The 15,604-nt window shown below is 53.7% G+C and carries 12 protein-coding genes; 6 read left to right on the top strand and 6 right to left on the bottom strand.

From position 1 onward, the window contains the following. Positions 1-47: 47 nt before the first annotated feature. Entirely contained in the window at positions 48-623 is a 576-nt protein-coding gene (nudK, locus tag F4V72_RS15670) for a GDP-mannose pyrophosphatase NudK (protein ID WP_053507823.1), read from the bottom strand. A 209-nt stretch (positions 624-832) separates the two neighbouring features. Here nudK and pbp4b point away from each other — a divergent pair, with 209 nt between their 5' ends. Continuing rightward, the gene (gene pbp4b, locus F4V72_RS15665; RefSeq protein WP_053529998.1) at positions 833-2,131 is read left to right on the top strand and encodes a penicillin binding protein PBP4B; all 1,299 of its coding nucleotides are present in this window, start codon (positions 833-835) and stop codon (positions 2,129-2,131) included. A gap of 142 nt (positions 2,132-2,273) precedes the next feature. Here pbp4b and aegA read toward each other — a convergent pair whose 3' ends face one another. Next, positions 2,274-4,235: a formate-dependent uric acid utilization protein AegA gene (gene aegA, locus F4V72_RS15660; protein WP_136058148.1), complete on the bottom strand. Its 1,962-nt coding sequence runs from the start codon at positions 4,233-4,235 to the stop codon at positions 2,274-2,276. A 185-nt stretch (positions 4,236-4,420) separates the two neighbouring features. On the opposite strand from aegA, the gene narQ reads away from it, so the two are divergent. Both narQ and acrD read left to right on the top strand, forming a co-directional pair. Continuing rightward, complete coding sequence (gene narQ / locus F4V72_RS15655; RefSeq protein WP_063390688.1) at positions 4,421-6,121, top strand: nitrate/nitrite two-component system sensor histidine kinase NarQ; 1,701 nt, start codon at positions 4,421-4,423, stop codon at positions 6,119-6,121. A gap of 185 nt (positions 6,122-6,306) precedes the next feature. Further along, a complete protein-coding gene (gene acrD / locus F4V72_RS15650) occupies positions 6,307-9,420 on the top strand; it encodes a multidrug efflux RND transporter permease AcrD (protein ID WP_136058147.1) in 3,114 nt (1,037 codons plus the stop codon). 101 nt (positions 9,421-9,521) lie between these two features. Here acrD and ypfM read toward each other — a convergent pair whose 3' ends face one another. Beyond that, positions 9,522-9,581, bottom strand: a complete 60-nt coding sequence (gene ypfM / locus F4V72_RS15645) for a protein YpfM (protein ID WP_001386977.1) — start codon at positions 9,579-9,581, stop codon at positions 9,522-9,524. A gap of 412 nt (positions 9,582-9,993) precedes the next feature. Between ypfM and F4V72_RS15640 the strand changes: the two genes are divergently transcribed. Genes F4V72_RS15640 through F4V72_RS15630 form a run of 3 tightly spaced genes read left to right on the top strand, consistent with a single transcriptional unit; the run spans position 9,994 to position 11,709 of the window. Continuing rightward, positions 9,994-10,350, top strand: coding sequence for an ArsC family reductase (locus F4V72_RS15640; RefSeq protein ID WP_053529993.1), 357 nt, complete (start codon positions 9,994-9,996; stop codon positions 10,348-10,350). Positions 10,351-10,353: 3 nt separating this feature from the next. Beyond that, positions 10,354-11,481 (top strand): succinyl-diaminopimelate desuccinylase, encoded by a 1,128-nt coding sequence (gene dapE / locus F4V72_RS15635; protein WP_136058146.1) that lies wholly within the window; start codon positions 10,354-10,356, stop codon positions 11,479-11,481. A gap of 27 nt (positions 11,482-11,508) precedes the next feature. Next, positions 11,509-11,709, top strand: a complete 201-nt coding sequence (locus tag F4V72_RS15630; protein ID WP_000383839.1) for a YpfN family protein — start codon at positions 11,509-11,511, stop codon at positions 11,707-11,709. A 26-nt stretch (positions 11,710-11,735) separates the two neighbouring features. On the opposite strand, the gene tmcA is transcribed toward F4V72_RS15630, so the two are convergent. From tmcA to purC, 3 genes are all read right to left on the bottom strand, one after another. Further along, positions 11,736-13,754 carry a tRNA cytosine(34) acetyltransferase TmcA gene (tmcA, locus tag F4V72_RS15625; protein WP_121768229.1) on the bottom strand — a complete coding sequence of 673 codons (2,019 nt, stop codon included), beginning with the start codon at positions 13,752-13,754 and terminating at the stop codon, positions 11,736-11,738. 15 nt (positions 13,755-13,769) lie between these two features. Continuing rightward, a complete protein-coding gene (ypfJ, locus tag F4V72_RS15620) occupies positions 13,770-14,633 on the bottom strand; it encodes a KPN_02809 family neutral zinc metallopeptidase (protein ID WP_023245947.1) in 864 nt (287 codons plus the stop codon). A gap of 130 nt (positions 14,634-14,763) precedes the next feature. Beyond that, positions 14,764-15,477, bottom strand: coding sequence for a phosphoribosylaminoimidazolesuccinocarboxamide synthase (purC, locus tag F4V72_RS15615; RefSeq protein WP_023179582.1), 714 nt, complete (start codon positions 15,475-15,477; stop codon positions 14,764-14,766). Positions 15,478-15,604 lie beyond the last annotated feature (127 nt).

Below are 15,604 nucleotides of genomic sequence, written 5' to 3'. Positions count from 1 at the left end.
TTTATCGGATTGGTCTTTTCTGTGTAAAGAAATATATTTCTTTTTTTTCAGTCCATTAGATTAGACATCTGTAAATAGTTAAGCAATAACACGGCCTTACCGTCCCGAATCTCACCCGAGCGTACCATTTCCAGAGCCCGGGAAAACGGCAGTTCAAGCACCTCAATATCTTCGTCCTCCACGCCGCCGCCGATACTGGCGCGCTCGCTATCATGATATTCGGCAATGAAGAAATGAATCAGCTCCGTAACGCCGCCTGGCGACATATAAAGCTCAAATATCTTGCGTACCTCACCAACGTCATACCCTGTCTCTTCAATGGCCTCTTTACGGATACAGACCTCCGGCTCGTCGTTATCAAGCAAGCCAGCACAGGTTTCAATTAACATACCGTCTTGATTACTATTGACCCATGTCGCCACGCGAAACTGGCGAACCAGAACCACAGTTTTTTTGGTTGAATTGTATAGCAGAATGGTTGCGCCATTCCCGCGATCGTAAACCTCACGCTTGTGACGGATAACCTCGCCATTACGACGGGTCAGGTCATAGGTAATGTTGCGCAGAGTGAAATAATTATCAGAAAGAATTTTATCCTTAATAAGCGTAATGGTTTGCGACATGCTGACTCCAGAGTGTAAAAAGAGCATTAATATTACGCCGTGAAGTCGGTTTTGTCTGCTGAAGGGATAGAACCTCAATGCCGACTGAACGGACGTATAGCCACATTCTTCCTGTCATTGTCCTTTATGAGGATATTCTGCTTCTATAGGCTGCAGAGTCCATGATCGCGATATGATTTGACTGCAGGACTGAAACTGAGGAAATAATCATGAAACTTACTATCGTTGCAGCAGTTTTTCTTACTTTTTCTATTTCAGCTTTTGCCGTTGAGTATCCGGTATTGACCAACACCAGCCCTGAGCAAGTGGGCTTTGATAGCAAAAAACTTAACCGACTTGATGGCTGGATTCAAAATCAAATTGATGCCGGATACCCCAGTATTAATCTTCTGGTAATAAAAGATAATCATATTGTTCTACAAAAAGCCTGGGGCTATGCCAAAAAATATGACGGTTCCACTCTGTTAGCCAATCCCATTCTGGCGACCACTAACACGATGTATGACCTGGCTTCAAACACAAAAATGTATGCCACTAATTTTGCATTACAAAAACTGGTGTATGAAGGGAAAATAAATGTCAATGATTTAGTATCAAAATACATCCCCGGTTTTAAGGATATGCCTGGTGATAAAATTAAAGGGAAAGATAAACTCCGTATCATTGACATTCTTCATCACGTCGCGGGCTTTCCTGCCGACCCACAATATCCCAATAAAAAAGTAGCGGGTAAATTATTCTCACAGAATAAAAGCACTACTCTGGAGATGATTAAAAAGACTCCGCTGGAATATCAACCCGGGTCGAAGCATATCTACAGCGACGTGGATTATATGATACTTGGTTTTATCATTGAATCGGTAACAGCAATGCCATTAGATCGCTACGTCGAAACAACCATTTATAAACCGCTCGGATTAAAACATACCGTCTTTAACCCGCTGATGAAAGGCTTCACGCCGCCGCAAATCGCCGCAACGGAACTACATGGCAACACGCGTGACGGCGTGATTCATTTCCCTAATATTCGCACCAATACTATATGGGGTCAGGTGCATGACGAAAAAGCCTGGTATTCAATGGGCGGCGTATCAGGACACGCCGGACTCTTTTCTAACACCCATGATATGGCCGTGTTAATGCAAGTGATGCTCAATGGGGGCGGCTACGGTAACGTGAAGCTATTCGATAAGAAAACGGTTGAACAGTTTACTCGCCATTCGCCAGAAGACGCTACCTTTGGTCTGGGGTGGCGCGTTAACGGCAACGCCTCAATGACCCCAACGTTCGGGGTGTTAGCCACTCCGCAAACGTATGGGCATACCGGATGGACCGGAACGCTGACGTCTATCGATCCGGTTAACCATATGGCGATTGTGATTTTAGGTAACAGGCCGCACTCGCCAGTAGCAGATCCTAAAGTGAATCCAAACGTTTTTGTCAGTGGGTTATTACCCGCGGCAACGTATGGCTGGATTGTTGACCAGGTATATGGGGCTTTGAAATAAAAATTTAAAAAGGGCTGAGACTGATGACAAAGCCGGTGCCTGATGGCGCTTCGCTTATCAGGCCTGCATCAGGTTATCACAAGTCATTGATATTAAAGGTCGTGTAGCTACTTGACGTTCAGGACGGTAGCTACAAATACGATTATTTACCGAGCCAGTCAAGTATCCCCTGCGCGGCATGTCGGCCTTCTGCCATCGCCGTCACCACCAGATCGGCGCCGCGCACCGCATCGCCGCCGGCGAAAATTTTCGGGTTGGACGTCTGGTAACGAAACACGCTCTCGACGCTGGCGGCAATACGTCCCCAGTTATCCACCTTCACACCATGCGATTCCAGCCACGGCATACCGTGCGGATGAAAACCAAACGCCATAATGACCGCATCCGCCGGCATCACGAACTCGCTGCCCGGTACCGGAACTGGGCGGCGTCGCCCCTGACCATCCGGTTCGCCAAGCCGCGTACGCAAAAAACGAATACCGCTGACGCGCCCTTGCGTATCGAGCACCAGCTCAACCGGCTGAACGTTAAACTCAAAGTTAGCCCCCTCTTCCCGCGCGTTTTTCACCTCTTTTTTCGACCCCGGCATATTGGCTTCATCGCGGCGATAAGCGCAGGTGACGTTGGCAGCGCCATGACGCAGCGCCGTACGTACGCAGTCCATTGCGGTGTCACCGCCGCCCAGCACAATCACGTTAAGGCCCGCCGTATCAATAAACGGCGCATCAGGCGACGCCGGAAGCCCCATCACCTGTTTGGTATTGGCGATCAGGAATGGCAACGCATCGTACACACCCGGCGCGTCTTCATTCGGCAAATCAGCCTTCATGGAACGATAGGTCCCCACTCCGACAAACACGGCGTCATAGCTCTCCAGCAGTGTCTCCAGAGAAATATCTTTCCCCACTTCGCAATTAAGCTCGAAACGAATCCCCATCGCGCTAAAGATCTCCCGGCGTCGCGCCAGCAGAGATTTATCCAGTTTGAAAGCCGGAATACCAAACGTGAGCAAACCGCCGATTTCCGGATGGCGATCGTAGACGGTGGCGCTTACGCCATGGCGCGCCAGCACGTCCGCGCAGGCAAGGCCTGCCGGCCCCGCGCCGATAATCGCCACGCGCTTGTCAAGTTTCTGTACGTCCGACAAGTCGGGATGCCAGCCTTTGCTCAGAGCGCGATCGGAGATATAGCGCTCAATATTGCCGATGGTAACAGCCCCATACTCATCGCGGAGCGTACACGCGCCTTCGCATAGCCTGTCCTGCGGACAGACGCGCCCGGTAATTTCCGGCAGGCAGTTGGTCTGGTGAGAAAGCTCTACCGCCGCATCAATATCGCCGGCTTTCACCAGTTCGATCCACTGGGGAATGAGGTTATGCAACGGACAGGTCCATTCGCAAATACTGTGTTCACCGCATGTGAGGCAGCGGGCCGCCTCACGCTCCGCCTGCGCGGCGCGAAACGGCAGATAAATTTCCTCAAAGGTCGTTTTACGCGCTTCAATCGCCAGTTTATCCGGTTCGCCGCGCGGCGGCGTCGCCTGCATACGCTCGGCTTTGCTGCTCGTTGTCCCACTGTGTTGTGTATCAACGGTATGCCAGGGGCGAATCTCCTGCCGGGCGGTACGCAGCCGTCGTGTTTTAGCCAGATGGGTCAACGACGCTTCGGTGACCAGTTGCAGCGCATCCGCCGGGCAATTTTCCACACAGGCCGGGCCATGTTCACGCCCCTGACACAGATCGCATTTATGCGCGCTGGCTTTGAACTGGTTTGGCGCGACGGGCGTCAATACCATCTGCATGGTGCCGAACGGGCAGGCGACGACGCAGGATTTACAGCCAATACACTTCTGCGCATTGACCTGCACGCTGTCGTTAATATGCGCGATCGCGCCGTTCGGGCAGCTACGGGCACAGGGCGCATCCTCGCAATGGTGACATGTGACCGCGCTGCGCTGGTGCTGATGTTTGATGACAGTAATTCGGGGCTGATAGCGCTGTGGCGTCAGGACATGTCGCTCATCATTGTGAGCCATTACGCAGGCGACCTCGCAGGCATGGCATCCCAGACACTGCTGGCTATTGGCCATAATAAAACGATTCATGGCGTCCTTCTGTTTTGGTTGCAAAAACCTTATTCTTTATATGAGCATTGTTATTAACTGACGAAGGCGGGGTCGGCAATGTTCATCTGCCCAGGAAGCACAACTATCTGTCCAGAACCTGTGGCAGATCAATTTATTTCATAGCAAATGAAATTGCGGTTCAGCTAAATGCGGGGAGTACCAGTGTGACGGTTAAACGCCCGGTCTCGGCCAGTCTGGCTAAGGCTTTTTTCTATATTGTGCTGTTGTCTATTCTGTCCACCGGCAGCGCATTACTGACGCTGACCAGCAGTTTACGGGATGCCGAAGCGATCAATATCGCCGGTTCGCTACGGATGCAGAGCTATCGGCTGGGTTACGATCTACAAAGCCGTAGCCCGCAGATTAATGCGCATCGTCAACTTTTCCAGCACGCGCTCAACTCGCCGGTACTGCAAAATCTCAACGCCTGGTATGTGCCGCAGGCGGTGAAAAATCGCTACGCGCGCCTGCACGCCAACTGGCTGGAGATGAATAGCCACTTACAAGACGGCGACATTGCCTGGTATCAGACCAATATCAACAATTACGTCGATCAAATTGATCTCTTCGTTCTGGCGTTACAGCATTACGCCGAGCGTAAAGTCATGCTGGTCGTCGCCATATCGCTGGCGGGCGGTATCGGCATATTTACGCTGGTCTTTTTTACTCTACGGCGTATTCGCCAACAGGTGGTTCGACCGCTTAATCAACTGGTCACCGCCAGTCAACGTATTGAACACGGTCAGTTCGCCCCGCTGCCGCTGGATACCAGCTTACCCAATGAACTGGGATTATTGGCGAAAACGTTTGGTCAAATGTCGAGCGAGCTGCATAAACTTTACCGTTCGCTGGAAGCCTCGGTGGAAGAAAAAACGCACGATCTGCATGAAGCGCACCGTCGCCTGGAGGTGTTATACCAGTGCTCCCAGGCGCTGAATACCAGTCAAATCGATGTCCACTGTTTTCGCCATATTTTGCAAATTGTCCGTGAACATGACGCCGCCTGGTATCTGGAGTTAACCGTGGGCGATAACTGGCGGATTAGCGAAGGCGCGCAAAGCCCCGATTTGCCAATGCAAATGCTGCCGGTTACGATGCAGGACACGGTCTATGGCGAACTTCACTGGCAAAGCCCCAACGTTAATGCCTCCACGCCGCTGCTGAACAGCGTCTCCACGATGCTGGGGCGTGGTTTGTACTTTAATCAGGCGCAAAAACACTTCCAGCAACTTTTGTTAATGGAAGAGCGCGCAACGATTGCCCGTGAGCTACACGATTCGCTGGCGCAGGTACTTTCTTATTTACGTATTCAATTAACGCTTTTGAAGCGCGCCATTCCAGAAGATAACGCCGGCGCGCAAAGCATCATGGCGGATTTTTCCAGAGCGCTGAACGACGCCTACCGTCAGCTTCGCGAACTACTCACCACGTTCCGTCTGACGTTACAGCAGGCCGATTTACCCTGCGCATTACACGAGATGCTGGAAGATTTACAGAGTCAGACCCCGGCCAAACTCACGCTGGATTGCCGTTTACCCACGCTGGCTCTGGATGCGCAAATGCAAGTGCATTTGTTGCAAATTGTGCGTGAAGCGGTCCTGAACGCCATTAAACACGCCAATGCGAGCGAAATCGCCGTGAGTTGCGTCACCGCGCCTGATGGCGATCATACCGTTTATATTCACGATAATGGCATTGGTATCGGTGAACCGCATGAGCCTGCCGGACATTATGGCCTGAATATAATGCGCGAGCGCGCGGAACGGCTTGGCGGCACGCTGAATTTTTCGCAACCCTCCGGCGGCGGCACGCTGGTCAGCATCAGTTTTCGCTCCTCCAGCAAGGAAGAGAGTCAGTTAACGTAAAGAACGGCAAAGCGCCGGAAGGCCAGATGTCAGGCTTTCCGGCGTTGGCACAAAAAGTATGCTGTAAAAGCGCATGATAATTTACATTATCTCCTTTATTTCTCCACGTTTGGCTCGTAGCTTGCCGCTACAGTGAAGCAGTTCATACCTAATAACGATATGTAGAAACACGAGGTTCTCCTTTAATGGCGAATTTTTTTATCGATCGCCCCATTTTTGCCTGGGTGCTGGCTATCCTGTTGTGTCTGACAGGGGCGTTAGCCATTTTTTCTTTACCCGTTGAACAATATCCCGATCTGGCGCCGCCCAACGTGCGTATTACCGCGAATTATCCGGGAGCGTCGGCGCAAACGCTGGAAAATACCGTAACCCAGGTTATTGAGCAGAATATGACGGGTCTCGATAATCTGATGTACATGTCATCACAAAGCAGCGGAACCGGACAGGCGACCATCACGCTGAGCTTTATTGCGGGAACCGATCCTGATGAGGCGGTTCAGCAGGTGCAAAACCAGTTACAGTCCGCGATGCGTAAACTGCCGCAGGCGGTACAGGATCAAGGCGTCACGGTACGCAAAACGGGCGATACCAATATTTTGACCATCGCCTTCGTCTCTACCGACGGTTCTATGGACAAGCAGGATATCGCCGACTACGTCGCCAGTAATATTCAGGACCCGCTCAGCCGCGTTAACGGCGTAGGCGATATTGACGCTTATGGCTCACAGTACTCTATGCGTATCTGGCTCGACCCGGCCAAATTGAATAGTTTTCAGATGACCGCGAAAGACGTGACCAATGCGATTGAGTCGCAGAATGCGCAAATCGCCGTCGGGCAGCTTGGCGGTACGCCTTCAGTCGACAAGCAGGCGCTGAACGCCACCATCAATGCGCAGTCGCTGCTGCAAACGCCGCAACAATTTCGCGATATCACCCTGCGCGTTAATCAGGACGGTTCCGAGGTCAAACTGGGCGATGTCGCCACCGTGGAACTGGGGGCGGAAAAGTATGACTACCTCAGCCGTTTTAACGGCAATCCGGCTTCCGGTCTCGGCGTTAAGCTGGCCTCCGGTGCGAACGAAATGGCGACCGCGAAGCTGGTGCTGGATCGCCTCAACGAGCTGGCGCAGTACTTCCCCCACGGCCTGGAATACAAGATCGCGTATGAAACCACCTCCTTTGTCAAAGCATCGATTATCGATGTAGTCAAAACGTTGCTGGAGGCTATCGCGCTGGTTTTCCTGGTGATGTATCTGTTCCTGCAAAACTTCCGCGCCACGCTGATTCCGACGATCGCCGTGCCGATAGTATTGATGGGCACCTTCTCCGTGCTTTACGCGTTCGGCTACAGTATTAACACATTAACCATGTTCGCGATGGTGCTGGCGATCGGGCTACTGGTCGACGATGCCATCGTGGTGGTGGAAAACGTCGAACGCATCATGAGCGAAGAAGGCCTCACCCCGCGTGAAGCGACGCGCAAATCCATGGGGCAAATCCAGGGCGCGCTGGTCGGTATCGCGATGGTGCTGTCTGCGGTATTCGTGCCGATGGCGTTCTTTGGCGGCACCACCGGGGCTATTTATCGTCAATTTTCTATTACCATTGTCTCGGCAATGGTGCTGTCGGTGCTGGTCGCCATGATCCTGACGCCGGCGCTGTGCGCGACCTTGTTAAAACCGTTGCGCAAAGGCGAGCAGCACGGGCAAAGCGGATTTTTCGGCTGGTTTAACCGTACCTTCAATCGTAATGCCGAACGTTATGAAAAAGGCGTAGCGAAAATTTTGCATCGCAGCCTGCGCTGGATTCTGATTTATGTTCTGTTGCTTGGCGGCATGGTGTTCCTGTTTTTGCGCCTCCCCACCTCCTTTCTGCCGCAAGAAGATCGGGGCATGTTCACCACATCTATCCAGCTACCGAGCGGTTCTACGCAACAGCAGACCTTGAAAGTCGTTGAAAAGGTTGAAAACTATTACTTCACCCATGAGAAAGACAACATTATGTCGGTCTTCTCGACGGTAGGTTCCGGCCCTGGCGGGAATGGGCAAAACGTTGCGCGCATGTTTGTCCGCTTGAAAGACTGGGACGCGCGCGATCCCACCACCGGCACCTCGTTCGCCATTATTGAACGGGCGACAAAAGCATTTAACCAGATTAAAGAAGCTCGCGTCTTCGCCAGCAGCCCGCCGGCAATTAGCGGTCTGGGCAGCTCCGCCGGTTTTGATATGGAATTACAGGATCACGCCGGAGCAGGCCATGACGCGCTGATGGCCGCACGAGATCAACTCATTGAGCTGGCAGGGAAAAACAGTTCCCTGACCCGCGTGCGCCACAACGGCCTGGACGACAGTCCGCAACTGCAAATTGATATTGACCAACGGAAAGCGCAGGCGCTGGGCGTGTCGATTGACGATATCAACGATACCCTGCAAACGGCCTGGGGGTCGAGCTACGTCAACGACTTTATGGACCGGGGCCGCGTGAAGAAGGTCTATGTCCAGGCGGCGGCGAAATATCGTATGTTGCCGGATGATATTAATCTTTGGTATGTCCGTAACAAAGACGGCGGCATGGTCCCCTTCTCCGCCTTCGCCACCTCGCGCTGGGAAACCGGATCGCCGCGTCTGGAACGCTATAACGGCTATTCGGCGGTAGAAATTGTCGGAGAGGCCGCGCCGGGCGTCAGTACCGGGACAGCTATGGACATCATGGAGTCATTGGTGCATCAGCTACCGGGCGGTTTTGGCCTGGAATGGACAGCCATGTCTTACCAGGAACGGCTCTCGGGCGCGCAGGCGCCCGCGCTGTACGCCATTTCGCTATTAGTCGTCTTCCTGTGTCTGGCGGCATTATATGAAAGCTGGTCAGTGCCCTTCTCAGTGATGCTGGTTGTGCCGCTCGGCGTCATTGGCGCGTTGCTCGCCACCTGGATGCGTGGGCTGGAAAACGATGTTTACTTCCAGGTGGGGCTGTTGACCGTTATCGGCCTCTCGGCAAAAAACGCGATTCTGATTGTGGAATTCGCCAACGAAATGAACCAGAAGGGGCACCCGTTGTTAGACGCCACGCTGCACGCCAGCCGCCAGCGCCTGCGTCCGATACTGATGACCTCGCTGGCGTTTATCTTTGGCGTATTGCCGATGGCGACCAGCAACGGGGCTGGCTCGGGTAGCCAACATGCTGTCGGGACCGGCGTGATGGGGGGAATGATCTCAGCAACCATTCTGGCTATCTTCTTTGTACCACTGTTCTTCGTGCTGGTACGGCGCCGCTTCCCGCTGAAGCCGCGCCCGGAATAAGGTATCGGGCAGCCTGATACGAGGTGTCGGGCACAAAAAAGGCGACTTTCGTTGAGTCGCCTTTTTTTATCCCCTATGGGAGCGCGGTGCCTTCCAGTAATTTATTTACGAAGCATAACTTCGATAAAATCTTTCCAGTTCCCCAGTTCACGTTCAATCATAATAGCCTCTCTTATTATTATGGGTATTCTACGTAGTTAGCGGTATAGAGAGAAGATCATTTAACCGATTGTTGCGATACCCTCCGGTTATGCTGTCTATGATATTACTATGGCGCTGTAGCCATAAATTTTATGTGACTTACTGCAATATTTTGCAATATCAATACCTTTTCTACTACTTTACCGAATAGGGTTAAAAAACAAACTATTGCATGCGCGCAAAATACGATTTGTCCAGCGAACCATAAGCACGCCACTTCTGGAACGTTTTGGAATCATTATTCACATTCACTCAACAATGTTATATTGATTGCCGATCAGTGCTGGATAAATAACCATTAACGGCCACACTTATTATCCCGCAGACGATACTATTGATTATTTATTCGAATTTCGCGTTAAAGGATTCAATATGATTACCCTCTATGGCATTAAGAATTGCGACACTATCAAAAAAGCGCGCCGTTGGCTGGAGGAGCATGGCATTGATTATCGTTTTCACGATTACCGGGTGGATGGAATAGACCTCCCTCTTCTTAATACCTTTATTGCCGAACTCGACTGGCAGCCTTTACTGAATACGCGCGGCACAACATGGCGCAAACTGGATGAAGCCGACCGCAGCAGGATTACCGATGCCGACTCCGCCGCCGCCCTCATGGTTGAGCAGCCGGCAATAATTAAACGCCCATTGCTCTGCGCGCCCGGGAAGCCTATGCTGCTTGGTTTCAGTGAATCCCGTTATCAGCAGTTTTTTGATGAGGTGTAGTCTATGTCGTGCCCGGTTATTGAGCTGACACAGCAACTTATTCGTCGCCCCTCCCTGAGTCCGGATGACGCAGGCTGTCAGGCATTAATGATTGAACGCCTGCGTAAAATCGGTTTTACCATTGAGCATATGGATTTTGGCGACACGCAAAATTTTTGGGCATGGCGTGGGCGTGGCGAAACGCTGGCGTTCGCCGGGCATACTGACGTCGTGCCGGCAGGCGATGTCGATCGCTGGATCAATCCGCCGTTTGAGCCTACGATTCGCGACGGAATGTTGTTCGGTCGCGGCGCGGCGGATATGAAAGGATCACTGGCGGCCATGGTGGTGGCTGCTGAACGTTTTGTTGCGCAGCATCCTCATCACCGGGGCCGTCTGGCGTTTCTGATTACCTCTGACGAAGAAGCCAGCGCGAAAAATGGCACCGTAAAGGTGGTTGAAGGGCTGATGGCCCGTAACGAGAGGCTGGATTACTGTCTGGTCGGCGAACCTTCCAGTACTGAAATTGTGGGCGATGTCGTCAAAAACGGGCGTCGCGGTTCTCTCACCTGTAACCTCACTATTCATGGCGTTCAGGGGCACGTCGCCTATCCGCATCTGGCGGATAACCCTGTTCATCGCGCCGCGCCTTTTCTCAATGAACTGGTCGCTATCGAGTGGGATCGGGGCAATGACTTTTTCCCGGCCACCAGTATGCAGGTAGCCAATATCCAGGCAGGCACCGGCAGCAATAATGTCATTCCCGGCGAACTGTTCGTGCAGTTTAACTTCCGTTTCAGCACGGAACTGACCGATGAGATGATCAAAGAACGGGTACATGCGCTGCTTGAGAAGCATCAGCTACGCTATACCGTAGACTGGTGGCTTTCCGGTCAGCCGTTCCTGACCGCACGCGGCAGGCTGGTGGACGCGGTGGTAAACGCCATTGAGCACTATAATGAAATTAAACCGCAATTACTGACGACGGGCGGTACGTCCGACGGACGTTTTATCGCCCGGATGGGAGCGCAGGTGGTAGAACTGGGGCCGGTAAACGCCACAATTCATAAAATTAATGAATGTGTGAATGCCGCCGATCTCCAGCTACTGGCCCGTATGTATCAACGCATTATGGAACAGCTCGTCGCCTGATGAGCGTTCCTGTAAGAGGAAATAAGCATGGACTGGCTGGCAAAATATTGGTGGATTCTGGTATTGGTATTTCTGGTAGGCGTACTGCTGAATGTGATCAAAGATCTCAAACGCATCGACCATAAGAAATTCCTTGCCAACAAACCTGAGCTGCCCCCACATCGCGATTTTAACGATAAGTGGGACGATGAAGACGACTGGCCGAAGAAAGATCAGCCGAAAAAGTAACCGGATATCATGCCGGAAAGGCACCGCTATCCGGCATGGTCCCCACCGCCGGGCATAACGTAGCGCAAACGCTGCGTTCGTTCGGCATCCAGCGCAATCAACGCTTGCGCCGCCTGCGCACGCTGCAACGCCAGTAGAGCTTTACGACCTGAAATGTGCAGCCGGACGCACAGTTCGGCATCGCTGGCTTTTTCTTCCAGCCGCCCTCTCAGCGCCGGCAATGGCAATGCGCTGTATTGCAGTAAACGATGCAGGCAACCTAACGACGTCAGTAGCGGGCGGTGCGCGAAAGCAAAACCAACCAGCTCACGCCAGTCTTCATCATTAAGCGCCCCGTCGCGTAACGCCGCCAGCGGTATCGCCTCGCCGTTCCACTGCGTCAGGATATCCGCATCGCGTCGCAAACGCCGGTGTTCCTGCTGCGCCAGCCGTTTTCCCGCGTCGCTCAGCGGCAATAACGCCATCGCCGTATAGCAACCGCTGCTCGCCTCCCGATGGTTGCCCATCCGTACCAGCACAAAGCCGCAGCGTTGCCAGAAACGCCACAGCTCCGGCGTATAGCCGAAGCTGACGGAAAGATAATCACACTGCGCCGACTGCACGCACGCACAGGCAATCAACTGCTGACCGATGCCTTCACGCTGGCGGGCGGGGTGCACCGCGATACGGCTTACGCGACGCCCGACTAGCGTCGCGGCTAAAGGGTCGCTACCGTGCGCCGCCAGCGACTGCGCCACCAGATTTCCACGCGGACGCCGGAAACCGCACCATACCGCCCGACTGAGTTCTGCGGATAATCCGCCCTCTTCGACCAGCCAGAGGGCGCCCGCCACACGGTTATTCGCCGTGGCCTGCAAGAAATGCTGCCCTGGCGCATCCATCATTCGGCGCAGATCCAGCGGCGAAGTACGATAGTGCGCCCCCGACAGTAACTGATACACAGCCCGCGGCAACGCGGGCGTCTCCCCCCAGGCCTGCGGGTAAAACACCGAGATTGCTATCGTGCCATGCGGCGCCTGCGCAAACGATTCATCGTCGAATATCAGCGCCTCGCTGACGATATTTTCCAGCGGGCACCCAGGCGCCCAGCGGACAGGCTGACGAAGCGCAAAACGGTGAAGCTGCGGAAAACGGGCGCAAAACTTAAGTAAAAAACCGCGTCCGGTGCCTTCGTAGCCCTGAACGGTGGTGGTCAGTAGCGTACGAGGAAAGCGCGAAACCAGTTGCAGCAGCAGCGGCGCGGGTATTGCCGCCGCCTCGTCAACCACCAGCCAGTCGGCTCTTGCCCCGCTCTCCAGCAGGGCATCAGGTGCCATAAAACAGAACCTCCCGCCGGCAAACGTTGCCAGGATGTCCGTTGCCGCTTTCGCCGGCGCGGTCACGATAGCCGTGCCCGTCATCTGTGAGATGAATTGCCCGGCCAGCGCCGATTTGCCGCGCCCGCGAGCGGCAATCACCGTCGCCACGCCGGGCGGCATTTCAAGTAAACGCGATAAGATAGCCGCCTGCTCCGGCTGCGGCTCGCCGGTGGCCGCTCGCCAGCGTTCACGGGAAGGATAAGATGGCCAGCAAAACGGCTGGTGCTGTCGCCAAAGCAGCGTTTGCGGATCGCGGGAGAGAGTCCGTTTAAGATGCTGTGCAAACTGCGGTGTGGGGATAGGCTGCGCGCAGTCGCTCCAGCGCAGTGAATCGGTATCGGGCCTGCATTCCCATGCCTCATACGGCGGCATCAGCAGAAGCAGCCAGCTTCCGGCCTGCAAGGTCCCGCTCAGAGCGGCAAACGCTGCGGCGTCAAAGCCCTGCCAGGCATCAAATATCGCATGACGGAATTCACGGCCCAGCAGCGTTTGTAACGCCTGTGGCGTACAGCGCGGCTCTGCGGGCGCGTCAGGCGCGACCCACAGCCAGTCACCGGGCAGTGCAGCACGTATCGCCTCGGCCCGTTCCCGGCACCACGCCGTGTCGCCGCTGATGACCAGTAAACGGCGAATGCCTTCCTGTGTCATTTGCGACGTTAACGCCTGTAGCGCATCGATATCAGACATCCCTGCCCCGGTTTATCAAAAGTTTTTGCCAAACGTATTACATTGCGCCGGGTCGCCGCTGTCAAATCCACGCTTAAACCAACTGTAGCGCTGTTCTGAGGTGCCGTGGGTAAAACTATCCGGTATTACGCGCCCCTGCCCCTGTTGCTGTAAGCGATCGTCGCCGATAGCCTGTGCGGCATTGAGCGCCTCTTCCAGATCGCCCGCCTCCAGTACGCCTTGCTGCTGCATACTGTGTCCCCACACGCCGGCAAAGCAATCCGCCTGTAGCTCCATGCGCACCGAAAGGCGATTCACCTCCGTTTGCGACGCGTTTTGCTGCAACTGGCGTACCTTCGGCTCAATACCTAACAGTTTTTGTACATGGTGGCCGACTTCGTGGGCGATGACATAACCCTGGGCAAAATCGCCGTCCGCGCCCAGCTTATTTTTCATATCATCGTAAAATGAGAGATCAATATATACGGTGCCGTCCGCCGGGCAGTAAAACGGCCCCATCACGGACTGACCCGCACCACAGCCGGTGCGCGTCATACCACGGTACATCACCAGTTTTGGCTGCTGATAGCCGCGCCCCATTTTTTGAAAGAGTTGCCCCCAGGTATCTTCGGTCGTCGCCAGGATCACCGAGGTAAATTTTGCCGCTTCATCATCATTGGGGCTTATCGAACGCGTCGACTGCTGCTGCGAAACCGGCTGACCGGTCAACAGACCAGTTAAATCCACCCCATAGTACCCTGCGACCAACACCACCACCAACAGAATGATGCCGCCTTTCCCGCGCGGAAGACGAAAGCCAGGGCCACCCAGCGAGGGGCCGCCTGGCCGATTACGTCTGTCTTCTACATTGTTGCTTTCACGACGCCCTTGCCAGCGCATAATCACCTCATTCTCTCTTTGTTATACAGATGATCGTAGGCGGTCAGGCGCAGGATTACCACAGGTAAACACTATCAGAATGAGGAAAGGATGATACCGGAGAGCGGTTGCCCCCCGGTCAGAAGCGGAATTAATCTAATTTCACGCCCAGGCGATGCGCGACGGCTTCATAGGCTTCAATCAAGCCGCCCAGACTCTGGCGGAAGCGGTCTTTGTCCATTTTGTCCAGCGTCTCTTTATCCCACAGGCGGCTGCCGTCCGGTGAAAACTCATCGCCCAGCACCACTTCGCCTTTATACAGGCCAAACTCCAGTTTGAAATCCACCAGGATAAGACCCGCGTCATCAAACAGTTTTTTCAGTACGTCGTTGGCTTTGTAGGTTAATTCTTTCATACGCGCCAGATTTTCCTGACTGACCCAACCGAAAGTTTCACAATAGGAACCATTCACCATCGGGTCGTGCAGCGCGTCGTTTTTCAGGAACAGATCGAATATCGGCGGGTTAAGCTCCATGCCTTCTTCCACGCCCAGACGCTTGACCAGCGACCCTGCCGCACGGTTGCGCACCACACATTCAACCGGCACCATCTCCAGCTTCTTCACCAGACACTCTGTATCAGACAGCAAACGTTCCATCTGGGTCGGGATGCCCGCCTCGGCTAGTTTGGTCATAATGAAATGGTTGAATTTGTTATTTACCATGCCCTTGCGATCAAACTGTTCAATGCGCGCGCCATCCCCTGCTGACGTATCATTGCGGAATTCGAGCACCAACAGGTCCGGGTTTTCCGTGCTGTATACGGTTTTCGCTTTACCACGATACAACTCAGCTTGCTTTTGCATCTTTAACACTCCTGGGTGTGAATTAACGATAAGTATTCATTTCCTGCTACGCCTGCCGGAGGAGCCGGCCTGTAATTGTGGTGCGAAATAGCGGTTAAATCGCGTTTTTGTACCGACGCACACGTTT

The sequence above is a fragment of the Salmonella enterica subsp. diarizonae genome (genome assembly GCF_008692785.1).
Taxonomy (GTDB): domain Bacteria; phylum Pseudomonadota; class Gammaproteobacteria; order Enterobacterales; family Enterobacteriaceae; genus Salmonella; species Salmonella diarizonae.
Note: the sequence above shows the minus strand (reverse complement) of the source record. Positions and strands in the feature narration are given on the sequence as shown.

Bases quoted from the DNA above. Each gene is read 5' to 3' on its own strand.
- ypfJ (WP_023245947.1), bottom strand. From the start codon at position 14,633: ATGCGCTGGCAAGGGCGTCGTGAAAGCAACAATGTAGAAGACAGACGT.
- tmcA (WP_121768229.1), bottom strand. From the start codon at position 13,754: ATGTCTGATATCGATGCGCTACAGGCGTTAACGTCGCAAATGACACAG.
- F4V72_RS15630 (WP_000383839.1), top strand. From the start codon at position 11,509: ATGGACTGGCTGGCAAAATATTGGTGGATTCTGGTATTGGTATTTCTG.
- pbp4b (WP_053529998.1), top strand. From the start codon at position 833: ATGAAACTTACTATCGTTGCAGCAGTTTTTCTTACTTTTTCTATTTCA.
- F4V72_RS15640 (WP_053529993.1), top strand. From the start codon at position 9,994: ATGATTACCCTCTATGGCATTAAGAATTGCGACACTATCAAAAAAGCG.
- purC (WP_023179582.1), bottom strand. From the start codon at position 15,477: ATGCAAAAGCAAGCTGAGTTGTATCGTGGTAAAGCGAAAACCGTATAC.
- dapE (WP_136058146.1), top strand. From the start codon at position 10,354: ATGTCGTGCCCGGTTATTGAGCTGACACAGCAACTTATTCGTCGCCCC.
- nudK (WP_053507823.1), bottom strand. From the start codon at position 623: ATGTCGCAAACCATTACGCTTATTAAGGATAAAATTCTTTCTGATAAT.
- acrD (WP_136058147.1), top strand. From the start codon at position 6,307: ATGGCGAATTTTTTTATCGATCGCCCCATTTTTGCCTGGGTGCTGGCT.
- aegA (WP_136058148.1), bottom strand. From the start codon at position 4,235: ATGAATCGTTTTATTATGGCCAATAGCCAGCAGTGTCTGGGATGCCAT.